The sequence below is a fragment of the Zobellia russellii genome (assembly GCF_044597075.1).
GTDB lineage: Bacteria > Bacteroidota > Bacteroidia > Flavobacteriales > Flavobacteriaceae > Zobellia > Zobellia russellii.
Map to the genome: position 1 here is coordinate 3106945 of NZ_CP139000.1, position 24020 is coordinate 3130964.

Here is a 24020-nt window from a genome sequence, read left to right on the forward strand (position 1 = left end):
TTATATGAATTCTGGTGTTACTTCTTCGTTAATGTAAACAATGATTTTATTCTCCACAACATAGCCCATATCGGTTAGGGCATCGGCATAGGAATAGAGCTGTTCTTTGTATTTGGGATTTGTCTTTCCCGTTTTATAATCTATAAGTGTTGCTTTCTTATCTTTTAACACTACTCTATCCGGACGCAAAATCTGACCTTTGGCGGTTATAATATCCTTTTCATTTTTAAAAGTGTAGCCATCCTTATAATAAGAGTTAAGTTTAGGGTGCTTAACCACATGTTGCAGTCTCCCTCTGACCTCATCTAATTCCTGGTTTTCTATTTCCCCTTGTTGGACCGCTTTCTGCAGTGCAGGTTCAATATCGTCTTCCGTATTTATAAAACCTAATATATAATGTATAAGGTTTCCTTTTGAAAGGGCCGCCTCCCTTTCCGTATCCCACAGGAGTCCCGAACGGGTCAATATTTTAAAACTAGACCGGTCCTTATGCGTATAACTATAATCTATTTTCTGTTGCTCCTTTGTTTGGTGAACAGTAGGGGCATCCTCCAAAACTCCAAAATTATATACCAGTTCATCATCAGACCATACCCCCTTACCTTTTAGATACTCAATGAACAGGCCGGAATAATAATCGGTTTTATGCTGTCCTTTTGAAAGGTCTTTTTCCGTTATTACATAAAGTGCTTTCTCTGCCCGTGTTAATGCCACATATAATAGGTTAAGGGCATCCAATTCCATTTTATGTTCTTCTTCTGAATAAATCTGCGCAGCCTCGGCCCCATAATTCTCAACTTCTTTTTTTTCAGTGACTAGAATTTCTTCAAATCCATTAAAAGCATCTGCATTAAGCGGAAGCCATATTTTTTTATCCATCCGTTTGTAAATATGCTCATTGGCAAACGGAAAAATAACAATAGGGAATTCCAGTCCTTTGGATTTATGCACGGTCATTATACGCACGGCATCAATATTGTCGGGTGCCGAAATACTAAGCTTGCCCTTCTTCTTTTCCCAGAGATTCAAAAAGGCCTGAATTCCTGTACCTTCCTTCTGCTCGGTATCAAGAACAAAATCCATAAAAAACGTAATATAAGCATCAGAACCCTCCACCAAGTGGCATTGGCGAATTACCCTCTCCAAACCATCATAGACCGACAGTTGTTTGAGCTCATTAACATCAAGATTGTATTCGTTTAAAAAAAGTTGGTCTACCCTTTTAAGATTTTCATATATATATTGATGTCTGTTATTTTTACTTTCGGATAGAAAAGACAACAGGTCATAAGCTATTTGCAAATTTCCCGGATTACCTATATAGGCAATAAGATTGGCCAAAAAACGTACTTTATCACTACTGCTCAACAAAAGACTCTCCGAAGATATAGTAGGGATATTCTGCTGTGTGAGGAAATCTGCCAACATTACACCTTGCCGGTTCCCTCGCACCAAAATACAGATGTCTTCGTAACCGTATTTTTTATCGATCACCTCCGCTATCGTGTTCAGAACCTCCTCGCAATACTGATCGTCCTTGCTCTTGTCATCTACCTTTTCAATAAAAGCAAGCTGTACGGTGCCGCCTTTTTTGGAGTTATATCCTTGTTGATTACCGTCTACGAACATGGCGTTGTACATAGCATCGTTTAAAAACGGACTGGTGGCCGTAAAAAAGTCGTTATTGAACTTAATTACCTCATCATAGCTACGCCAGTTGGTTGGCAGGGATTCTGTTTGGGCGGGAATTGCAAACGGACTCACCTTCTCGTTCACCAAATCCAAGAACTGCTCTGCCCTACCGCCACGCCAACGATATATTGCCTGTTTGGCATCGCCCACCAAGAATAAAGACCCTTTATTACCCTGAAGGTCCTCTCCCTCTAAGGCATGACCAATAAGAGGTATAAGATTGTTCCATTGTAATGTAGAGGTATCCTGAAATTCATCTACAAAATAGTGTTGGTACTTTTCACCCAAACGCTCATAAATAAAGGGCGCAGGTTGATTTTTTATTTCTTTGGATATAATGGTGTTGAATTCCGCTATTGAAAGTTGGTCCCGCTCGTTCTGTAAGCTTTTGACCTCTCTCTGTATAGCGTTCAAAACTGTTAGGGGAACTAGATTTGAATATGCATTTTTCAAAAACGCTAGTTCGTAAAAAGTGTGCTTTATCTTATTAAAAATCTCGGAAAATTGGGGATGTAGCTCATCTAGGGTAGCCTTGGTAGCGTCAGCGGTAGATTTGTTATAAAGTACCGTATCATCAAAATTTTGCTTCCATCCGGCGTTAAAGTCGATTGCCAAATCTCCCGTTGAAATTTTTTCCATGAATTTTGGAAAGTACCCTCTAGTAAAATCAGAAAACTCAAGTCCGTTTTGTTCTATCAATTGCAAGGCCAAGGCTGCAAAACCAACAAGACTTTCTTGAGTAGCCTTGATTCTGGCCCTTAAGGTTGTTTTCAAGCTAACAAAATCCTCTATGTTCTTGTCCCTCAAGTTTTGGAGATGCTCGGCATGGTTCTCCCTAAAAAGAAGCTTACCAATATTACCTAGGTCATACGCTATATCCCAACTTTTATCATCATCTATTTTTTCTAGGGCAAATTCCAGCAAAACCTGAGTTAGCTGTTTATCCGTTCCCGCCTTATGAACCAATTTTGCTACGGCCTCGTCCAATAATAGGTCCGTATCTAAAACAACCTCAAAATTCTGTGGTAGTTTTAGATCCTTGGCAAAGGTTCGTATTAACCTATGGGTAAACTTATCAATGGTAGAAATATCAAAAAAAGCATAGTTGTGTAGGATTTCCTTTAAGGTGCGTTGGGCTCGTTTTCTAAGTGTATCTGCATCTATGCCCAACTCGCGCATTAAATCAATAAAAAGAGGAGGCGCCCCAACCTCATCAGTTACCTGCCCAAATTTGAACAAACTCTCCAAAATACGCTGCTTCATTTCATTTACCGCCTTATTGGTAAATGTGATAGCTAGAATTTTACCAAAACGATTGCCAGAGGAAAGGACAATTTTAAGGTATTCTTTGGTTAACGTATGCGTCTTTCCAGAGCCTGCCGAGGCATTATATATTTTGAAAGTGCTGTGTTGCAAGTGCTTTTTTATGCAAATTACTAATTCTAAAAAGGTTCTTAACAAATTATTTAGTGAATTTCTATGTTAAAAACTGTAAATTTGATTTCACTAAATTTTAATCTAAAAACACATATAAAATGGCTTTTGAACTACCAAAATTACCTTATGCATATGATGCATTAGAACCACATATTGACGCTAGAACAATGGAAATTCACCATACAAAACACCACAATGGTTATACTACCAAATTAAATGGTGCTATTGAAGGAACTGCATTGGAAGGCAAGTCTATTGAAGATATCTTAGAAAACCTAGACATGTCTAACGGTGCCGTTAGAAATAATGGCGGCGGTTTCTACAACCACTCTCTTTTCTGGGAAATTATGTCTCCTAACGGTGGCGGAAAACCTTCAGGAGAACTTGCAGACGCTATTGACAGTGCTTTTGGTTCTTTTGACGCTTTTAAAGAGAAGTTTAGCGGAGCTGCAGGAACCCGTTTTGGTTCTGGCTGGGCTTGGCTTTGTGTACAAAAAGGCGGAAAAGTAGAAGTATGTTCTACTCCAAACCAAGATAACCCTTTAATGCCGGATACCGGTTGTAGTGGTTTTCCTATTTTAGGTCTAGATGTTTGGGAGCATGCATACTACCTAAACTACCAAAACAAAAGACCTGATTATATTAACGCTTTTTTCAACGTTATTAATTGGGACAAAGTAGCTGAACTATATGCTGCCAACAAATAAGAAACACAGCATACTCTAATAGAATTTATATTTACAAAAAACCCATCCTGATTTGTTTCAGGATGGGTTTTTTCTTGTGGTTTAAAAATAGAAAAGGGCGGAGAAGTCTCCACCCTTTTCGTCCCAAATCTTACCATAAACTTAACCTACTTATGCTATGGCGATACTAAAATACTGGTATTGTGGGAAATAAAAAAGAAATATTTAGGGTTTTTTTTTACCTCAATTGCTTATAAAAACGCCTGAACACACCATAAAGGCTAGTGTTTACAAGGGTTTAGACAATAAAAAAGGCGGAGCGAAGCTCCACCTTTTTTCCCCAAATCTTACCATGAACTTAACCTACTTATGCTATGGTTCTCCAAATGTAGTGCTACATAGCTCCTAAAAAAAAGGTTTTGGACTAACGATCAAAACTCTAGTTGAAATGCAAAATCAACACAAATACTACCTTTTAAAACTTTTAGCGGAATTGGAAAACTTACAACCTCATTTTGAAGAAATCCTGTATGATGAAAAGAGGAAAGTGTAGAAAATAAAAAGGCGGAGTTAGACTCCGCCTTTTTCCCCAAATCTTACCATGAACTTAACCTACTTATGCTATGGTCCTCCAAAGATACAACCGCATTAAGCCCTACAAAAACATCTTTGTCCAAGCGTATAAAAATCGGTTAAAGGGATGAAACTTTAAAAAGGGAGCCCATTAAGGTCTAAACACATTAAAAATTGATATTGCATTGGAGTGTACAACTGAAGAAAAGTAGCCCCGTAAACTTGTAGAAAATAAAAAGGTGGAGTAAACTCCACCTTTTTGCCCCAAATCTTACCATGAACTTAACCTACTTATGCTATGGCAAGTTCAAATGTAATCTGACCTCCGTCCAAGCGGTTAAAAAAACGCCAAGTAGCGGATATTATCGATGAAATACATTATTTGTGCATTTCACCGATAAAGCCAATTAGTATGCACGTTCGTTCTTGCCTTCGTAAAAATTGATAAAGGCTTTATTTACTACTCGGTTACCACCCGGGGTGGGATAGTCTCCAGTAAAATACCAGTCACCTAAATTCTTAGGACACGCTTCGTGAAGCGCCTCCACACTTTGATAAATAATCTCTACCTCGGCCTTAATCTCTTCCGGACTAAGTAGCTCCCCAATTTTTGCGGATATTTCCTCTGGAGTAAAAGGTGCGTAAAATTCTTTAACGTAATTCACTACATCTTTATCCTTGCTACTTACCTGCTCTAAACATTTATCATAAATATCATCAACAACGTTCATTGTTAAACGTTCTTCATGTAAGGCCAATGCCGCCCTAAAAGCAATAAAATCTTCTAATTTGGCCATATCAATACCATAGCAATCCGGATACCTAATTTGTGGCGCAGATGATACAACTATTATCTTTTTAGGCGATAAACGGTCCAATATCCTAAGGATACTCTTTTTTAATGTTGTTCCCCTAACGATACTGTCATCAATAATTACCAGATTATCTCCCTTCTTTACAGAACCATAGGATATGTCGTAAACATGTGTAACCAAATCATCGCGGCTACTGTCTTGCGTAATAAAGGTACGCAGCTTTGCATCTTTAATGGCTACTTTTTCAATTCTTGGACGTACCTCTAAAATTTCATGAAGCTCCTCACTAGTAATCTTTGAGCCAATAGAAAGTATTTGCTCCTCTTTTCTCTTATTCAAATAGTTTTGCGCCTCCCTAACCATTCCAAAAAAGGAAGTTTCAGCGGTGTTAGGTATGTATGAGAAAACCGTGTTCTTAATATCATAATCTATTGACTCGAGAATTTGCGGAAAAACCAATCTTCCCAACATCTTTCGTTCTTGATAGATTTCTTTATCACTTCCCCTTGAAAAATAAATACGTTCAAATGAACATGCCTTTCTTTCCGTAGGCTCTAAAATTTGATTGATTGACGATGAGCCATCCTTTTTAATGATAATTGCACTACCAGGATCAAGTTCTTTGACCTCTTCGTAAGGCACATTAAATACCGTTTGTATAGCAGGCCGCTCAGAAGCAACTACCACAACCTCATCATCTTGATAATAATACGTAGGTCTAATACCTGCTGGATCCCTAAGAACAAAGGCATCTCCATGCCCCAAAAGACCGGCCATGGCATAACCACCATCCCAGTTTTTGGCAGCTCTTTTTAGTATCTTATGAACCTTAAGACGTTCCGCTATAATAGGTGAAGCTTCCTGCTTGGTATATCCTTCCTTTTTTATTTGCTTGTAGAGTTTGGCAACGGCATCATCTAAAAAATGACCAATTTTCTCCATTACGGTTACCGTATCCGCCATTTCCTTTGGGTGCTGTCCGATCTGAATTAAATTATCGAACAGCTCATGTACATTGGTCATATTAAAGTTACCCGCAACAATAATATTACGGTGCATCCAGTTGTTCTGCCTCAAGAAAGGATGTACACTTTCTATACTGTTTTTCCCAAAAGTACCGTAGCGCACGTGACCCAATAGCACTTCTCCTATATAAGGTATGTTCTTTTTCTGAGCCACAACATCATCTACATATTCCGGGTGCTCTTGTAACGTGGTATTAATACGATCGTTTATTTGCGCAAAAATATCCTGTATAGGTTGTTGAGCAATAGACCGCACCCTGCTCATGTAACGTTCCCCTGGAGCTGTATCTAACTTGATACTTGCAAAGCCCGCACCATCTTGACCACGGTTGTGCTGCTTTTCCATCATTAGATACATCTTGTTTACCCCGTAAAAGGCCGTACCGTACTTCTCTTTGTAATACTCCAACGGTTTAAGCAACCGTATTACCGAAATACCACATTCATGTTTAATCGCGTCACTCATTATAAATCTACGTATTAAAAAAGCCCCTAATATAGGGGCGTGTCATTATTTTAATTCTATGTCAAACTGTGTCAAGGCCTTAAATTGATGCAGCCTTTTAGTAACCTCTTCCCTTTTTAAATCTTGCATACGCTCCGTCCCAAATCGTTCTACACAAAACGATGCTAAATTAGAGCCATGGATAACGGCATTTTTCATGTTGTTGAACGAAAGGTCGTTAGTGGCTGCCAAATATCCTGAAAAACCTCCTGCAAAGGTATCTCCAGCACCTGTTGGATCAAACACCTCTTCCAGAGGTAAAGCCGGAGCAAAGAAAATTTTCTCCTCATGAAACAAGAGCGCTCCATGTTCTCCCTTTTTGATCACCAAGTACTTTGGCCCCATTTGCTGAATAGCTTTTGCAGCCTTTACCAAAGAGTATTCATTGGTCAACTGCCTTGCTTCTTCATCATTTATAGTAAGTACATCTATATGTTTAATGACCTCCATTAACTCTGGCAACGCATTGTCCATCCAAAAATTCATAGTATCCAATACTATCAACTTTGGTCGTTTTTCCATTTGGTTGATTACGCTTAGCTGAACACTAGGATGCAGATTACCCAACATAACTACGTCAGCATCTTTAAACCCTTCGGATACTACAGGGTTAAAATCGGCCAAGGTGTTCAATTCCGTTACTAAAGTATCTCTAGAGTTAAGGTCGTTGTGGTACTTTCCTTTCCAATAAAAGGTTTTTCCGCCTTTTACAATTTCCAAAGCACTAAGATCTATCTGCTTATTGGTTAGAATATCTAAATATTCTTGCGGAAGGTCTTCTCCCACAATAGATACGATTCCTGATTCTACATTATACTGGGAAGCCGCCAAACCAATGAAAGTTGCTGCACCACCCAAAATCTTATCGGTTTTCCCGAAAGGAGTTTCAATTTCGTCAAAGGCAACAGTGCCCACGATTAGAAGTTTGCCCATGCAATTTTAAGTTTAAGCTGCAAATATACGCTTTTGTAACGCTATTACGTGCAAATATACCCTTACAAAAAAAGCTTACGAATATTACCTTTCCAATTTTTGCACACCTCATTATAAGCCAGTTTTCTGAGATGCACTGCATTGTCTATAAAGAAATAGATATAATTTTTTGTCCAAATATTTTGTAGCCCTGTTCTTAACGCTACTTGCGGCCAAAATCCGCAGGAATCTCTCCCCACACCTTAGTTTCCCATTTAACGATCGGGGTGCTGTACGAATTGTTTTTTAACCACTCTAAAGCTCTCCTAATCAAATCAAAAACTTCTTTGTTCTTGGGTGTTTCCTGTAGTTTAGTATTGCACGTTTTTTTTCGCACCCAACTCATAGCCGTACGGGAATCTGTATAAATAATCCTATTACTCTTATTGTTCTTTAAAAAAGCCAACCCGTGTACTATGGCCAAAAACTCTCCTATATTATTAGTGCCTTGTTGAAAGGGCCCTTGCCTAAAAAGTTTTTTGCCCGTTTTTGTATCTACTCCTTGGTACTCCATAATTCCTGGATTACCGCTGGAGGCCGCATCTACGGAAATGGAATTGTAGTTAGGCGTTCCATACCTTTGTATAAGTTCCGGCGTTAAAACTGGCTTCCCCTTTTTCTTTCCCTTAAAATCCTCATAATTACCGTTAAAGGCTTTTTTGGCCTTATCAAACGTTTCAAAAGATTTGTACTGAGCTCCTTTAAATCCTGTAATTGCAGCTTTACAAGCTGCCCAAGAATCATAAATTCCAGGTTTTTTCCCTTTCCAGACCGTATAGAATTTTCCTTTTTTAGCCATTATTCTACTTCTAATAGTTGCGCTATAACCTTTGGGAAATATTCGTATTCGAGCTCGTGTACTTTTCCGGCTATACTCTCCGCAGTATCATCTGCAGAAACTGACGTTTTTGCCTGCTTAATTACAGCTCCCTCATCATAATTTTCATTTACATAATGAATAGTGATACCGGTTTCCGTCTCATTATTGGCCCTAACGGCTTCATGTACATGATTACCGTACATACCTTTGCCACCGTATTTTGGCAATAACGCTGGGTGAATATTTACAATTTTATCAGGAAAATTCTCAACCAAGTTCTGGGGTACTTTCCAAAGAAAACCCGCTAACACAATAAGATCCGGTTTAAACGATTTTATAATATTCAGTACGCATTCCGTTTCATAAAAAGCAGTCCTGTTAAAATATAACCCGTTAATTTTAAGCTTATTACACCTGTCTAAAACTTTTGCCTCAGTTTTATTGGTCAATACGGCACTAATGTTCACTTCAGTATTATCTTGAAAATACTTAACAATGTTTTCAACATTAGATCCAGAGCCGGAAGCGAATAATACAAGGTTTTTCATGCAGCAGATAAGGTTACAAGTAGCAAAATATTTAGGTCAAAAATACCGCTCTTATCCTGAAATTTTATAAATTACAAGACATTTTAACGACAAATAGTGGATTTAGTCCAAAGTTTTTTATTTTTGCAACCAATTTAATTTTTTAAAAACAATATTATTATGTCAGACATTGCATCAAGAGTAAAAGCTATCATCGTTGATAAATTAGGTGTGGATGAGAACGAAGTAGTAACGGAAGCTAGCTTTACTAACGACCTAGGGGCCGATTCTTTGGATACCGTGGAGTTGATCATGGAATTCGAGAAAGAATTTGATATTCAGATTCCCGACGATCAAGCTGAGAACATCGCAACAGTTGGCCAAGCCATTAGCTATATAGAAGAAGCGAAGTAATCTTTATGATTTCTTGAACGAGATTCAAAATTATCCATGTGGTAACCATTATCGCATGGATAATTTTTTTAATTTACGCTTGACTTACTAAGTAAACCAAAAATCAGGTTCAATGCAATTAAAGCGAGTTGTAGTTACTGGGTTGGGTGCGTTGACTCCCATAGGTAACAATATTGAGGAATATTGGGAAGGTCTTAAAAACGGAAAGAGCGGTTCTGCTCCCGTTACCTATTACGATACCGAAAAATTTAAGGTAAAATTTGCCTGCGAGCTTAAGAATTTTGACCCTCTAGAGCATTTTGACCGCAAAGAGGCCAGAAAACTAGATAGGTTTGCACAATATGCCTTGGTCTCTTCGGATGAGGCCATTATAGATTCCGGTCTTGACCTTAACGAAGTAGACAAGTTTCGTGTTGGGGTTATCTGGGGTGCCGGTATTGGTGGTCTGGAGACTTTTCAAAACGAAGTAATGAACTTTGCGAAAGGTGACGGTACACCTAGGTTCAATCCATTTTTTATACCCAAAATGATTGCGGATATTGCTCCCGGGCATATTTCTATCAAGCACGGTTTTATGGGGCCTAACTATACCACCGTTTCTGCATGTGCATCTTCGGCCAACGCCATGATCGATGCCCTAAACTATATTCGTTTAGGCCATTGTGATGTTGTTGTTACCGGAGGTAGTGAAGCCGCAGTAACCATAGCAGGTATGGGTGGTTTTGGAGCTATGCACGCTTTATCTACTAGAAATGATAGCCCTGAAACGGCCTCTAGACCGTTTGATGCTACCCGAGACGGATTTGTTTTGGGTGAAGGTGCAGGTGCATTAATTTTAGAAGAGTACGAACACGCCAAAGCGCGTGGCGCAAAAATATATGCAGAAGTTGCCGGTGGAGGGCTTTCTAGTGATGCCTACCACATGACCGCACCGCACCCGGACGGGATAGGAGTGGTACAGGTAATGAAAAACTGTTTAAGGGATGCTGGTCTAAAACCGGAAGATGTAGATACCATTAATACACATGGTACGTCTACTCCCCTTGGAGATGTGGCAGAACTTAAGGCTATTAGTGAAGTCTTTGGCGACCATGCCCCTAACATCAATATTAATTCTACAAAATCAATGACCGGCCACTTACTGGGTGCTGCCGGGGCTATTGAGGCCATTGCTTCAATTTTAGCTATGCAACATAGTTTGGTTCCTCCAACTATAAACCATACTACCGTAGATGAGAATATAGATCCCAAACTAAACCTAACCCTTAACAAAGCCCAGAAGCGAGACGTAAACGTTGCCCTGAGCAACACCTTTGGGTTTGGTGGTCACAATGCCTGCGTAATTTTCAAAAAATTTAGCGAGTAATACAGTATGGGATTTCCTTCCAATATATTTAATTCCCATCCTAAAGAGGATGGGGATTTTTTTGGGGGAATGACTTCTATTTTGGGTTTTAAACCTAGAAAGCTGGCCATTTACAAAAAAGCTTTCATACACCGCTCCGCAAATGAAAAGGACAAGGACGGGAATCCTCTAAACTATGAACGCCTAGAGTTTTTAGGCGATTCCATGCTGGGAACAATAATTTCCAAGCACTTGTATGATCAAGTACCGGAAGGAGACGAAGGCTATCTTACCAAGATGCGCTCAAAAATTGTAAGCCGCAAACATCTAAACGAACTTGGTAAGGATTTAGGACTCATAGACTATGTAAAAAGTCGTATTCCCAAATCCCATTTTGGAGAAAACATACATGGCAATGTTTTTGAAGCGTTGGTAGGCGCCATCTATCTAGATCGTGGCTACAAGTTTTGCGAAAAGTTCATTAACCAAAAGGTTATAGAGCCTTATGTAGACATAGAACAACTAGAAGGTAAGGTCATAAGCTACAAGAGTCTTGTAATTGAATGGTGCCAAAAACAGAAAAAAACGTTTGACTATGACGTTTACGATGATACTGGTAATGACGCGTTAAAGCATTTTGCGGTAAAACTTACTATTGCAGATACGGTAGTGGCAAAAGCAAGGGCCACTTCTAAAAAAAAGGCAGAGGAACGTGCTTCAAAACGGGCCTATTACGCATTACAGGATAAGATGGACAAGTCTTAAATTGTAATTTTATGTAACCAAAATGTTATAGTTTGTTCAAAAATAGTTTTAGCCTTATCTAATCTAGGCGTTGTACGGTATTAATATTATCTTTACCACTTTGTGCCCCTATGGTAGCAGTACATAAAATTACGAACGACTTTTACGAAGATACATTCGATTTAGTTGCGTTGCATAGTAGCCTTGAAGATTATGCCATAGCCTACGCTCTCAATCTTCATTTAAAATCGAGCTTTAAAAGGTCACCTAAAGACCTTGACCTCACCGGTCATATTACAGTTCCCATTTTTGAATGGAAAGATGATATTAACGATAGGTACTGGACCTTATTCACAAATAACGGTCTAGCAGAGGACACAAATAGTAGAAAAGGGCTGTTTAAGGACGAACCCTCTTTCACAACATTTCACATGGTGCCCGAACACCGAGATGTAGACTATTTTTTAAAAATAGAACAAGATGGGTTTATTAATATGGAAAACCTTGTGAGAACACTGCAAAACATACCCAAAATTATAACGGCTTACGCCATAGAAACTGACAAACTCAAATCTAAGAACAATTTAATTTTTTGATCAATGCCAAGTAATAAAAAAACAAAAATTGTAGCCACCCTAGGGCCGGCCACAAGCAAAAAAGAAGTGCTGAAAGATATGATGGAGGCTGGTGTAGATGTCTTTCGCATCAACTTCTCACATGCAGATTACTCAGATGTTACAGAACGTGTAAAAATGATACGGGAACTCAATGAAGAAACCGGTCGTAATACCTCTATTCTTGCAGATTTGCAAGGCCCTAAGCTAAGGGTAGGCGTTATGGCTAGTGAAGTTGTAGTTGCCCCAGGTGATGAAATTACTTTTGTTACCGGCCAGCCTTTTGAAGGTACTGCCGAAAGGGTATATATGAACTATGCCGCTTTTCCTCAGGATGTTAAGCCAGGTGAGCGTATCTTGCTTGACGATGGTAAATTAATGTTTGAAGTAGTTGCTACGGATAAAAAATCCGAAGTAAAGACCAAAGTGATACAAGGTGGTCCGTTACGCTCCAAAAAAGGGGTTAACCTGCCTAACACCAACATCTCTTTACCTGCCCTAACGGAAAAGGACGTTAAGGATGCCATTTTTGCTATTTCTTTAAAAGTAGACTGGATCGCACTTTCTTTCGTTCGTTTTAGCCAAGATCTTATTGATTTACAAGCAATCATTAAGGAGCATGCCGATGAGAAAATTCCGATTATAGCTAAAATTGAAAAGCCTGAAGCCGTTGAAAACATAGATAAGATTGTTGCTTATTGTGATGGGTTAATGGTTGCTCGTGGCGATTTAGGTGTTGAAGTGCCTGCACAAGAGGTTCCGTTAATTCAAAAACAATTGGTGCTAAGGGCCAAAAGAGCTCGTATTCCAGTAATTATCGCCACACAAATGATGGAAACGATGATCACAAGCCTTACGCCTACACGAGCCGAGGTTAACGATGTGGCCAACTCCGTTATGGATGGGGCAGATGCCGTTATGCTTTCCGGTGAGACTTCCGTAGGTAACTACCCGGTTCAGGTTATTGAAAAAATGGCAAGTATTCTTCAAAGTGTAGAAGGCTCGGAGCTTATTCAAGTACCTCATGATCCGCCGCATATCCGCACAAAAAGATATATTACCAAGTCCATTTGTTATCATGCCGCCATTATGGCCAACGAAATTAAGGCAAAAGCCATTTCTACGTTGACCAATAGTGGATATACTGCATTCCAGATTTCTGCATGGAGACCAAGTTCCCATATTTTAGTATTCACCTCTAACAAGCGTATTCTTACGCAGTTAAACCTTCTTTGGGGTGTTCGCGCTTTTTATTACGACAAATATGTCTCTACGGATGAAACTATTGAAGACGTAAATAAAATGGCATGTGATAAAGGCCTTTTGGAAACAGGCGATATGCTAATTAGTTTAGCCGCAATGCCCATGAAGGAAAAAGGTATGGTAAACACGCTACGTGTTACCGAAATAGAAAGTAAATAAATAGTAATGTATATTGAAAGAAGTGGTCTTAGGCCACTTCTTTTTCAAATGCAATAAAGTTGACGAGTTGACCTCTGTTGTTGAATATAGGCTCTGCTTTTATTTCACAATGGTACGTACTTCCGTCCTTTTTATAATTTAGAACAACGGCCTCAAAAGGAACCTTTCTTTCGATGGCCGTTTTTATTTTGGCCAAAGCTTCTCTGCTAGTTTCCTTGCCTTGAAACAGTTTAGGTGTTTTTCCAATAACCTCTTCCGGTTTATAGCCCGTCATTAAAACTAGATTTTCCGTGGCATGTACTATAGTCAATTGGCTATTGGTTACAACCACAACCTCTTCGCCCAATGAGGACAACAAATCGGTTTTATCATATGCCCATCTATTCCGTTGGGCCAAAGCCTCTAAGTATCTCAGGTCTTTTCCGCTTATACAAAGTTTCTGAAAATTAAGACTGTGCAGGTCCCAAGAAACCAATGGCACAGGACTAACATTTGTCTTGCTAAAAAATTTATCTGCCGCTTCATCGTACGCCTTCATACTCTTAATAGTTAAATTGACCACTATTTTGATTTCCTTTGGTAATAGTACAAAAAGACTTTTTGCCTAACAAACAGTTAGACTCGTTTAACAACAGAGATTAACTTTCCAAGTACCATTTGGGTAAGGTTATCATTACAAGAGAGACTAATTTTAAAACAATCAATCTGCTGCAGATGAAATTTGAATTCAATGATACAAAACTAGGCTCTCACTTAGGGTTTACGAATGATATTAAAAAATACCAGAATCAATTTTCAATACAATACGGAAACATTTGTATGCTCTGGAACCGCAATAACTTGCCTCTAGAACTACACATAGATGGCATGCCCATTGAGCTATTACCGGATCAGCTAGTTACTACTACCTACCTGCAGCATGTTTCCTATGAAAAAACGGAATTGCCATTAACCGCTTTTCATTTCAACAGAGAATTCTATTGTATTAATGATCACGACCATGAAGTATCTTGTAACGGCATTCTATTTTTTGGAACCCAAGACCTCCCGATCATAACTATTCCTGTAGAACAAAAACGCAAGTTCGAGACTTTGTACGAGGTTTTTCAAGATGAATTTTCTACACCCGACGGTATACAGGGAGACATGCTTCAAATGCTGTTAAAACGACTTATAATTATCTGTACACGTCTGGCCAAGGAACAACTTATCGTAAAAAAGTTAAATAATGACCAGGTTGAAATTATAAGAAAGTTTAACGTATTGGTAGACACGCATTACAAAACCAAAAGAAAGGTTAGCGATTATGCAGAGCTTCTTTATAAGAGCCCAAAAACGCTTTCTAACCTGTTTTCCATTTATAACCAAAAATCGCCACAACAGATTATTTTAGATCGTTTGGCACTTGAAGCAAAACGATTGATAAATTTTACGGACAAGCAAAACCAAGAAATTGCATACAATCTTGGCTTTAATGACCCAGCACATTTCAGTAGGTTTTTTAAAAAAATGACCGGTATATCTCCCTCTCAATATAGAGAAATAGCCCCAATTTCTTCGTAAAGGGAAATTTCTACAAGCGGTCGGGCAATCGCTCCTAACAAACAGCCTCACTTACTTCGCATCTTTGCCTTGTATTTAAAAAACAACGCAAGATGAATGTAAAACATATATCCCTTTTTAACCTTATAGAGATTTTTTCTCATCCCAGAAAACAATTGCAAACTATAAATGCAAATGTGCATTGTGAGCAAAAACATCATCATGATTTTTATTGTGATGCCGAAAAACCGCATGTAGAACATTAGAACAAAAACAAATTAATAATCGTCATAGAAACGGAGCACTAGACATATGCTTCATTAAACTGACAAAATATCTAAAATTATGAGCAAATTTAATGTACCCAAAAGAGAAGAAGTAAGCACAGGCAATCAAGCCATTTTTGATAATTTGGAAAAAGCTGTTGGCTTTGTACCCAACCTTTACGCTACGTATGCCTATTCTGAAAATGCGCTAGCTAATTATTTAGCCTTAAGCAACGCAAAAACATCTTTGAGCGCCAAACAAAAAGAGGTAGTGAACTTAGCAGTGAGCGAAGTTAACCAATGTACCTATTGCCTTTCTGCGCATACGGCTATTGGAAAAATGAATGGATTTAGCGATGCTGAAATTCTTGAGCTTAGAGCCGGGAAAGCATCTTTTGATACTAAATTGGATGCCCTTGCCGGGTTTGCAAAAAACGTTACTGAAAACCGTGGAGCAGCCGATGAAGCTATAGTTGAGAAATTCCTTAACGCAGGATGGTCTAAAGAGAACTTGGTAGATACTATTGTATTGGTAGGAGACAAAACCATTTCTAACTACTTACACAAGACCACAGATGTTCCTGTAGATTTTCCGGTTGCAGCACCATTACAATCTGTTGAAGCTTAACATAAACCTAGCGCAACCTTTATAGCGCTGAGCAATTAAAGTCCTTTTAAATTTAAATAAATATTAAAAACCCGTCTTTTTAAAAAAGACAAAATTCAAAAAATTATGAAAAATATTATCGCAGCATTAGCATTAGTTTTCACCGTGGCATTTTCAGCAAATGCACAGGACAAAATGAGCAAAAAAGTTAAAACAATTGCCTTGGAACAAACTCCGGGCGAGTTTACTAAAAAGCAACTTACCGTAACACCGGGTACGTATGTTTTTGAAATTGCCAACAATGGAGTTGGTCATGATGTTGGTTTTGTTCTAGTAAAAAAAGGAGAGGATATTAGCAAGCCTGAAAACCACATTCAGACTGCCTATGTAACAGAGGTGGTTGCTACTGGAAAAACACAGTCATCTAAACCTACGGTATTGGAAAAAGGGGAATATGTATATTTTTGCCCAATGAACCCAACTGCTACTGACAATACTATTCTTGTTCAGTAACAACGGTAGACTATCTTTTAGAAACATGAGACCATAAAAAAAGGGAACCTATTAAGGTTCCCTTTTTTTTATTTGTAGTGCTCAGAACTATTTATTGTCCTCAAGTTTGATGACTTCAGTTCTAGCATCGTTGTTGTTCTCTTCCTCTAGCTCATCTGCAATATCTTCCAATTCAGATTTTACACTGCACGAAAAGGCAGTCATTGAAACAAAGGCCAGTAAAAATAATTTTGCAAATAAAGGTTTCATAGGTTTAAGTTTTGGTTAATACTATCTGCATTCTAAAACTCAGATAGATAGATAATATTGTACCTCTTATCGAAAAGTTAAAATCTGTTAAAAAGAACCTTCTATTTTTGAGCGGCACAATTTTTGGAATTATTTATGAGTTCCAATGGTGCTCAAACCCCATGGATTAGTAGTTTAGCGCTTCCAAAAAAAAATGTTGTGATTATAGATTTCATTATTGCCATGTTATGGAGCCTTTCTCCTTTTGGGGAAGCAAAGGTAGGTATCCCCTATGGGTTACTCAATGGCCTTAATATCTATCTGGTATTCTTGCTTTGTTTTGCCGCCAACGTACTTGTTTTTCCACTAATGCTCTTCTTTCTGGAGAAAGTAAACCGCTATTTTTTACGCTGGGGATTTTATAAGAAGTCGGCTATTTTCGTGGCACGGCGTGCTAAAACCGGTTCAGGCGATAAAATAAAACGTTATGGATTCTGGGGACTTATCTTTTTTGTAATGCTTCCGGTGCCCGGTACAGGGGTGTACGCTGGTAGTATCGCATCTTATCTTTTTAAAATTGAAAAAACCAAAGCCTTTTGGGCCAATACTATAGGAATATTCTTTTCCTCGGTTATTGTTTGGTCTGCCACTTTGGCATCAATGAAAGGTATTGGGTAACACTTTCTTTTTCTTGACAATTATCTAATTTCAATAATTTTAATTTCTTGACCGTTAAAGGTGGTGCTGGCGCCCTGTTCTTTTCCAAAGAGTAGTTGGGCTATTGGGGTTGCAGCAGATATACAATAAACACTTTCCCCTTCGGATTTGAATTCGCCTGCAGAAATTGCCAAATAATAATCCGCTTTTGAAGTAACCACCCAACTCCCAAGACCCACAATGGTCTTTGAGGCTTCCTTAGGTACTTTAGATAGTGTTTGCTTCATTTTTTCGGCCTCCGCTAACTGTTGCCCCAGTTTCTCGCGTTCAAGCTGTAACATTGCCCGACCGGTTTCATGCTTGTCTCCCGCACTACTTTTTGTTTCTGATGACAATGAGGTTTGTATGTCCTCTATATTTTTCTGAATCCTGGCTACACGTTCAATAACGAACGTGGTACAGAACTGATTTAGCTGCTCTTTCTTTATCATGTACCTTTAATGTAAATCCCTATCTACCTTAGCTCCGGAACCTCCTACCAAAAAATCCAGATCGGCACCCTTATGCGCCTGTTCTACATGGTCTATATACATTTTTACATATCCTCTATCCGCCAAAGGTTTAGGCGCTTTCCATACCGTCTTACGTTGTTCCAGTTCACTTTCGGCAACCAATAGATCAAGACTTCTGTTCTCCACATCTAACTGGATTAAATCTCCATTTTGTACCAAGGCCAATGTTCCGCCCACCGTTGATTCCGGGGAAACGTGTAAAATTACGGTTCCAGCAGCGGTGCCACTCATACGACCGTCCGATATTCGAACCATATCCGTAATTCCTTGCATCAAAAGTTTTTTAGGAAGATCTACGTTGCCCACTTCCGGCATACCTGGGTAACCTTTGGGGCCCACTCCCTTTAAAACAATTACACTGTTCTTATCTATATCTAAATTAGGATCATCAATTCTAGCATGATAGTCTTCCATGCTTTCAAAAACAACCGCTTTTCCGGTATGCTTCATTAATTCCTTTGATGCGGCCGAAGGCTTTATAACTGCACCGTTTTCACACAAATTACCTTTAAGCACCGCAATGCCCGCATTTTGTTGGACGGGTTTTTCCACTGATGCTATAACATCAGTATCATAACAAACCGCCTCATTATAGTTCTCCGTAATGTGTTTTCCGTTTACGGTAAGGGCCGTATCATGTAGCTTGGACCTTAACTCTTTCATGACCACGGAAATTCCGCCAGCATAAAAGAAATCTTCCATTAAATGCTTTCCGGAAGGCTTCAAGTTTACCAATAGAGGCACCTTGCTCCCCAAGACATCAAAATCTTCCAAATTTAAATCTACACCTATTCTACCCGCAATTGCCGTAAGATGAATAATGAGGTTGGTAGACCCCCCAACCGCAGCGTTAGTAACTATAGCGTTCTCAAAAGCTTCCCTAGTCAATATTTTTGACAATTTTAAATCCTCCTTAACCATTTCTACAATACGCCTTCCCGAGAGCTGCGCGAACAATTTCTTACGGGAATCCGCCGCGGGAATTGATGAAAAACCAGGTAAAGTAAGTCCTAACGCTTCTACCATTGTTGCCATAGTTGAAGCTGTTCCCATAGTATTGCAATGCCCAATACTCCGGGCAACACAAACTTCGGCCTCGGTAAAATCGGCATCACTAAAACCATCTACGCTTCGTTTTTCCTTGATCATCCAATTCATAGAACCGGAACCCATTTTTTCTCCCCTAAACCTACCGCTTAACATTGGGCCGCCAGGAACTACAATAGTGGGCAAATCTACGCTACAAGCGCCCATTACGGTGCTGGGCGTAGTCTTATCGCAGCCCGTCAACAAAACAATTCCGTCAAGAGGATTAGCCCGTATGGATTCTTCCGTATCCATACTCGCCAAATTCCTAAAAAGCATAGATGTTGGCCTCATAATAGTCTCCCCTAAAGACATTACCGGAAACTCCATAGGAAAACCACCAGCTTCAAGAATTCCTCTTTTAACCACTTCCGCAAAATCTCGTAAATGCCCATTACAAGGTGTAAGTTCTGACCATGTGTTGCAGATTCCAATAACGGGTTTACCCGTAAAATAATCATCTGGATACCCTTGGTTTCGGAGCCAAGAACGGTGTACGAAGCCCATTTTATCCTTTCCGCCAAACCATTCACTACTACGCAGGTGCTTCTTATCTTTCATATAAATTAGGAGAGGTTAGTTCAAAGTAGTTAAAGTAATGAATCTAGGCCAGCCTGCAAAACTATAGTACTATCAAGATTACCGCTTAGAGGAAACCTAATAAACTATTCCAGTAAATCCGCTAAGTTATTACCTATTGTACTCCCAATAGCTATGCCCATGCCTCCCAACCTAACACCACAATACACGTTTTCCGAAAGCTGCTTGACTATAGGTTTCTTTTGCATACCCGTTCCCATAATTCCGCTCCATGTGTAATCAATAGTAAATGGAGTCTCGGGCAGAATTACTTCCTTAAGTAATTTGTCTAGATGAGTCTGAATCACTTGTGAATTACCAAACCGATCTGTTTCCTCTCCTTTAAAATCAAGATTTCTACCACCCCCAAACAAAACCCGATTATCTATATTCCTAAAATAATAATAGCCCTCATCAAAATGAAAGGTTCCCTTTAGAGGCAAATTTTCAATGGGTTTGGTGATTAATACTTGCGCCCTTGCAGGCTTAACATCCTCACCAATTAATTGCGGAGCGAAACCATTGGTAGCAATGAGCATTTTTTTAGATGAAAATTCAAACCTATTTGTTTTTATTTTGACGCTGGAAAGGTCTGCGGAAAAATGCTCTACGGTAATGGAATTAAGTATAGTAATTCCGGCCTGCTGTACCAATTTTAACAGTCCGTTCATCATTTTTCCAGTATCCAACTGCCCTTCAAACCTATGGGTAATATAATTTTCCTTTATCCCTTTAAAACCAAAGGTATTAGGTGACCCATAAAATGCATCTGCTTTAAAGATCGGGTGCAACAGTGCGTTAATTTCAGATTGGTTTTGCACACACTTCTGATATAGCTCCTGCGCCGCATCAAGAAACAATTCATGGCCACCGTTTACCTGAAAATCCATTGCTTTATCACCAAGGTTTTTACGGAGTTTTTGTATTCCTTTCCAGCGCTGTGCGACCAGTTCGATCACTTCTTGTTCGCTATGTAAATCCAAGTCCGCCAAAATTTCGGAAATACTCCCAAAGCATGCAAATCCAGCATTTTTGGTGCTCGCTCCTTGAGGCAAAAAACCCTTTTCCAAAATAAGGATTTTCGCTTTTGGAAATCGCTCACGAAGACGCAAAGCACAGTTAAGCCCCACGATACCACTACCCACAATAGTGAAATCAACATTCGTTAACCACGTTTTATACTCCCAATAACTTAGCTCCATTTTACTGTATAAAAAAACCCCGATAAATATCGGGGTTTTAAATCTTATTCCGCTGGTGGCGGATCCATTTTGAAATCTTCCATAAATGCGGTAGTATAATTACCTGCTAAATAATCCGGGTGATCCATTAATTGCCTGTGGAACGGTATAGTTGTTTTAATGCCTTCAATTACGAACTCATCTAAAGCCCTTTTCATTTTATTGATAGCCTCTTCACGTGTTTGCGCAGTGGTTATCAATTTTGCAATCATAGAATCGTAATTTGGTGGTATGCTATAGCCACTGTAAACGTGCGTATCCATACGAACACCATGACCTCCTGGAGTATGTAAGGTAGTAATCCTACCCGGTGAAGGCCTAAAGTTATTGTAAGGATCTTCAGCGTTGATTCTACATTCAATAGAATGAAGTTTAGGTAAATAATTTTTACCAGAAATAGGCACGCCTCCAGCTACAAGTATCTGCTCACGAATTAAATCGTAATCAATAACCTGTTCCGTAATAGGGTGCTCTACCTGAATACGGGTATTCATTTCCATGAAATAGAAATTTCTGTGCTTATCTACCAAAAATTCTATGGTTCCCGCTCCTTCGTATTTTATGTACTCCGCAGCTTTAACGGCTGCCGCTCCCATCTCTTCACGAAGTTTATCCGTCATAAAGGGTGATGGGGTTTCTTCTGTAAGCTTTTGGTGTCTTCGCTGTACTGAGCAATCTCTTTCTGATAAATGACATGCCTTACCGTATTGGTCTCCAACAATCTGGATTTCAATATGCCTTGGCTCCTCTATCAGCTTTTCCATGTACATACCACCGTTGCCGAATGCTGCGGTAGCTTCCTGTACGGCACTCTCAAAAAGGTCTTCCATTTCCTCTTCCTTCCAAACGGCGCGCATACCCTTACCACCACCACCGGCGGTAGCTTTGATCATCACCGGGTAGCCCATTTTTTTTGCTTCCTTTTTAGCGTGCGCAACATCTTTTAACAAACCGTCCGAACCAGGAACTGTAGGAACACCGGCCTCTTTCATGGTTTTCTTGGCAGAAGCCTTATCTCCCATACGATCTATGTGCTCACCGGAAGCTCCAATAAACTTAATATCGTGCTCTGCACATATCTTGGAGAATTTAGAATTTTCCGAAAGAAACCCATAACCTGGGTGAATGGCATCGGCATTTGTAATTTCCGCTGCCGCGATAATATTTGGTATTTTCAGGTACGATTCGCTACTTGGAGCAGGACCAATACAGACGGCCTCATCAGCAAAACGAACATGCAAACTCTCTTCATCTGCCTTAGAATAGACGGCTACGGTCTTTATACCCATTTCCTTACAGGTACGTATAACACGTAACGCAATCTCTCCCCTATTTGCAATTAATATTTTTTTGAACATACTTTTTTAATTTAAATTCCAAAATCTAAGTACCAACAATCCATTCCCCTAAAGGGAACCTTATTTGGGATTCAGAATTTATAATTATGACGGATCTACCAAGAACAATGGTTGATCAAATTCTACAGGAGAAGAATCCTCAACTAAAATCTTAACGATTTTACCAGAAACCTCAGATTCAATATCGTTAAAAAGTTTCATTGCCTCAATAACACAAAGCACATCTCCTTTTCCGATAGAAGTACCCACTTCTACAAACGCACTCTTATCCGGTGATGGCTTTCTGTAAAAAGTACCGATTATTGGCGATTTAATAGTGATATACTTAGACTCGTCATCTTTTTTCTCTGTTTTGGCCGTATCGGCCGCAGCAACCTCAACAGTTTGTGCCGGAGCTTGCGCAGACATCATCTGGGCTTGTGGCATAGGAATCTGTTGCACATAGGTTGTTTCGTTTCCAGAATCCGAAGTACCCGTTTTAATGGTGATTTTTAAATCCTCCATTTCCAACTTTACTTCACTGGCCCCTGATTTTGCTACAAACTTGATCAGGCTTTGAATTTCTTTAATATCCATGGATGTTATTTATTTAAATGATCGGTATTTAATTTAATAAGCCCATTTTAGGTAAATGGAACCCCAGGTGAAACCTCCGCCAAAAGCGGCAAAAACAAGGTTATCGCCTTTTTTCAACTGGCCTTCAAAATCAGCCAACAGTAACGGTAAGGTTGCCGATGTGGTGTTACCGTATCTTTCTATATTCATAAGAACTTTAGAACTGTCCAGACCCATTCTATTGGCCGTGGCATCTATAATTCTCTTATTAGCTTGGTGTGGCACCAACCAAGAAACATCTGTATGTTCCAAGTTGTTGCGTTTCATAATTCTCTCCGCTACATCTGCCATATTGGAAACCGCAAATTTGAACACCGTTCTACCATCTTGGTAGATAAAGTGCTTTCTATTCTTAACCGTTTCTATGGTAGCGGGCATTAAAGAGCCTCCTGCATCCATTCCCAAAAATTGTCTTCCGGAACCGTCTGCCCTTAAATATTCATCTTGCAATCCTAGACCTTCTTCGTTAGGTTCGAACAATGCTGCACCCGCACCATCACCAAAAATAATACATGTGGTACGATCTGTATAATCTATTATTGAAGACATTTTATCTGCCCCAATCAGCAATACCTTTTTGTACCTGCCGGACTCTATGTAACTGGCCGCGGTTGACATGCCGAACAAAAAACTGGAACAAGCCGCCAAGAGATCATAGGCAAAGGCGTTTACAGCCCCAATTTCGGAAGCTACAAAAGCCGCTGTAGATGCCACCATACTATCTGGTGTAGCAGTGGCTATCATTATTAGATCAATTTCTTTTGGATCAATATTTTTTCTTTGGATCAGGTCTTGCGCAGCTTTGATTGCCAAATACGAAGTACCTTCTCCCTCTTCGGGTTTTAACACCCGTCTTTCTTTTATTCCCGTTCTGGAGACAATCCATTCATCATTTGTCTCTACCATATCTTCCAGCATGTTGTTGGTAAGAACAAATTCTGGAACATACCCTCCTACAGCTGTAATTGCTGCTGTTATTTTACTCATCTTAAAGTTGATTTGATATCAGAAACCTTCAAAAATGCCTCAAAATTGGTGAAAATTAATCAATTTTTATCAATTCGTCCTGTAAAACTATGCGTTTTTGAGATTTCAGTAGTAGAAATAAAAAACTCCCGTCATTAAATACGGGAGTCGTGAATTCATTATTAAGATAACCGATACA

The 24020-nt window shown here is 39.3% G+C and carries 23 protein-coding genes; 10 read left to right on the forward strand and 13 right to left on the reverse strand.

Going from position 1 to position 24020, the window contains the following annotated elements:
* Window positions 1–3108, reverse strand: a complete 3108-nt coding sequence (locus tag SJY45_RS12630) for a UvrD-helicase domain-containing protein (protein ID WP_400071131.1) — start codon at window positions 3106–3108, stop codon at window positions 1–3.
* Window positions 3109–3227: 119 nt separating this feature from the next.
* On the opposite strand from SJY45_RS12630, the gene SJY45_RS12635 reads away from it, so the two are divergent.
* The gene (locus SJY45_RS12635; RefSeq protein ID WP_215437030.1) at window positions 3228–3836 is read left to right on the forward strand and encodes a superoxide dismutase; all 609 of its coding nucleotides are present in this window, start codon (window positions 3228–3230) and stop codon (window positions 3834–3836) included.
* A 959-nt stretch (window positions 3837–4795) separates the two neighbouring features.
* Here SJY45_RS12635 and SJY45_RS12640 read toward each other — a convergent pair.
* From SJY45_RS12640 to SJY45_RS12655, 4 genes are all read right to left on the reverse strand, one after another.
* Window positions 4796–6694 carry an amidophosphoribosyltransferase gene (locus SJY45_RS12640; protein ID WP_215913537.1) on the reverse strand — a complete coding sequence of 633 codons (1899 nt, stop codon included), beginning with the start codon at window positions 6692–6694 and terminating at the stop codon, window positions 4796–4798.
* 45 nt (window positions 6695–6739) lie between these two features.
* Window positions 6740–7666 carry a PfkB family carbohydrate kinase gene (locus SJY45_RS12645; RefSeq protein ID WP_400071133.1) on the reverse strand — a complete coding sequence of 309 codons (927 nt, stop codon included), beginning with the start codon at window positions 7664–7666 and terminating at the stop codon, window positions 6740–6742.
* 202 nt (window positions 7667–7868) lie between these two features.
* Window positions 7869–8504, reverse strand: coding sequence for a viroplasmin family protein (locus SJY45_RS12650; RefSeq protein ID WP_215913536.1), 636 nt, complete (start codon window positions 8502–8504; stop codon window positions 7869–7871).
* Window positions 8504–9073: a phosphoribosylglycinamide formyltransferase gene (locus SJY45_RS12655; RefSeq protein WP_400071135.1), complete on the reverse strand. Its 570-nt coding sequence runs from the start codon at window positions 9071–9073 to the stop codon at window positions 8504–8506. Before SJY45_RS12655 ends, SJY45_RS12650 begins: the two co-directional genes overlap by 1 nt.
* Window positions 9074–9232: 159 nt before the next feature.
* On the opposite strand from SJY45_RS12655, the gene SJY45_RS12660 reads away from it, so the two are divergent.
* The 5 genes from SJY45_RS12660 to pyk all read left to right on the forward strand — a co-directional run bounded on the left by SJY45_RS12660 (window position 9233) and on the right by pyk (window position 13591).
* Window positions 9233–9466: an acyl carrier protein gene (locus tag SJY45_RS12660; RefSeq protein WP_008269813.1), complete on the forward strand. Its 234-nt coding sequence runs from the start codon at window positions 9233–9235 to the stop codon at window positions 9464–9466.
* A gap of 112 nt (window positions 9467–9578) precedes the next feature.
* Window positions 9579–10832: a beta-ketoacyl-ACP synthase II gene (gene fabF, locus SJY45_RS12665; RefSeq protein ID WP_400071137.1), complete on the forward strand. Its 1254-nt coding sequence runs from the start codon at window positions 9579–9581 to the stop codon at window positions 10830–10832.
* A gap of 6 nt (window positions 10833–10838) precedes the next feature.
* Window positions 10839–11576 carry a ribonuclease III gene (rnc, locus tag SJY45_RS12670; protein WP_400071139.1) on the forward strand — a complete coding sequence of 246 codons (738 nt, stop codon included), beginning with the start codon at window positions 10839–10841 and terminating at the stop codon, window positions 11574–11576.
* A gap of 110 nt (window positions 11577–11686) precedes the next feature.
* The gene (locus SJY45_RS12675; protein ID WP_215437014.1) at window positions 11687–12151 is read left to right on the forward strand and encodes an IPExxxVDY family protein; all 465 of its coding nucleotides are present in this window, start codon (window positions 11687–11689) and stop codon (window positions 12149–12151) included.
* 3 nt (window positions 12152–12154) lie between these two features.
* Entirely contained in the window at window positions 12155–13591 is a 1437-nt protein-coding gene (gene pyk, locus SJY45_RS12680; protein WP_400071141.1) for a pyruvate kinase, read from the forward strand.
* Window positions 13592–13619: 28 nt separating this feature from the next.
* Here pyk and SJY45_RS12685 read toward each other — a convergent pair whose 3' ends face one another.
* On the reverse strand, window positions 13620–14129 hold the full coding sequence (locus SJY45_RS12685; RefSeq protein ID WP_400071143.1) for a PAS domain-containing protein: 510 nt from the start codon (window positions 14127–14129) through the stop codon (window positions 13620–13622).
* A 176-nt stretch (window positions 14130–14305) separates the two neighbouring features.
* On the opposite strand from SJY45_RS12685, the gene SJY45_RS12690 reads away from it, so the two are divergent.
* The 3 genes from SJY45_RS12690 to SJY45_RS12700 all read left to right on the forward strand — a co-directional run bounded on the left by SJY45_RS12690 (window position 14306) and on the right by SJY45_RS12700 (window position 16519).
* Complete coding sequence (locus tag SJY45_RS12690; protein WP_400071145.1) at window positions 14306–15154, forward strand: helix-turn-helix domain-containing protein; 849 nt, start codon at window positions 14306–14308, stop codon at window positions 15152–15154.
* 324 nt (window positions 15155–15478) lie between these two features.
* Window positions 15479–16027 carry a carboxymuconolactone decarboxylase family protein gene (locus SJY45_RS12695; protein WP_400071147.1) on the forward strand — a complete coding sequence of 183 codons (549 nt, stop codon included), beginning with the start codon at window positions 15479–15481 and terminating at the stop codon, window positions 16025–16027.
* Between the two features lie 105 nt (window positions 16028–16132).
* Complete coding sequence (locus SJY45_RS12700) at window positions 16133–16519, forward strand: cupredoxin domain-containing protein (protein ID WP_215913528.1); 387 nt, start codon at window positions 16133–16135, stop codon at window positions 16517–16519.
* 87 nt (window positions 16520–16606) lie between these two features.
* On the opposite strand, the gene SJY45_RS12705 is transcribed toward SJY45_RS12700, so the two are convergent.
* Entirely contained in the window at window positions 16607–16768 is a 162-nt protein-coding gene (locus SJY45_RS12705) for a hypothetical protein (RefSeq protein WP_194529266.1), read from the reverse strand.
* 198 nt (window positions 16769–16966) lie between these two features.
* On the opposite strand from SJY45_RS12705, the gene SJY45_RS12710 reads away from it, so the two are divergent.
* Entirely contained in the window at window positions 16967–17425 is a 459-nt protein-coding gene (locus tag SJY45_RS12710; protein ID WP_215436996.1) for a small multi-drug export protein, read from the forward strand.
* Window positions 17426–17445: 20 nt separating this feature from the next.
* Here SJY45_RS12710 and SJY45_RS12715 read toward each other — a convergent pair whose 3' ends face one another.
* From SJY45_RS12715 to SJY45_RS12740, 6 genes are all read right to left on the reverse strand, one after another.
* Entirely contained in the window at window positions 17446–17895 is a 450-nt protein-coding gene (locus SJY45_RS12715) for a 3-oxoacyl-ACP synthase (RefSeq protein ID WP_400071149.1), read from the reverse strand.
* Between the two features lie 6 nt (window positions 17896–17901).
* Entirely contained in the window at window positions 17902–19623 is a 1722-nt protein-coding gene (locus SJY45_RS12720) for an IlvD/Edd family dehydratase (protein ID WP_400071151.1), read from the reverse strand.
* A gap of 104 nt (window positions 19624–19727) precedes the next feature.
* Window positions 19728–20843, reverse strand: coding sequence for an NAD(P)/FAD-dependent oxidoreductase (locus tag SJY45_RS12725; protein ID WP_400071153.1), 1116 nt, complete (start codon window positions 20841–20843; stop codon window positions 19728–19730).
* A 44-nt stretch (window positions 20844–20887) separates the two neighbouring features.
* Entirely contained in the window at window positions 20888–22240 is a 1353-nt protein-coding gene (gene accC / locus SJY45_RS12730; RefSeq protein WP_215913523.1) for an acetyl-CoA carboxylase biotin carboxylase subunit, read from the reverse strand.
* Window positions 22241–22324: 84 nt separating this feature from the next.
* Window positions 22325–22816 (reverse strand): acetyl-CoA carboxylase biotin carboxyl carrier protein, encoded by a 492-nt coding sequence (accB, locus tag SJY45_RS12735; protein ID WP_215436982.1) that lies wholly within the window; start codon window positions 22814–22816, stop codon window positions 22325–22327.
* 33 nt (window positions 22817–22849) lie between these two features.
* Window positions 22850–23842: a beta-ketoacyl-ACP synthase III gene (locus tag SJY45_RS12740; RefSeq protein ID WP_215436980.1), complete on the reverse strand. Its 993-nt coding sequence runs from the start codon at window positions 23840–23842 to the stop codon at window positions 22850–22852.
* Between the last annotated feature and the right edge of the window lie 178 nt (window positions 23843–24020).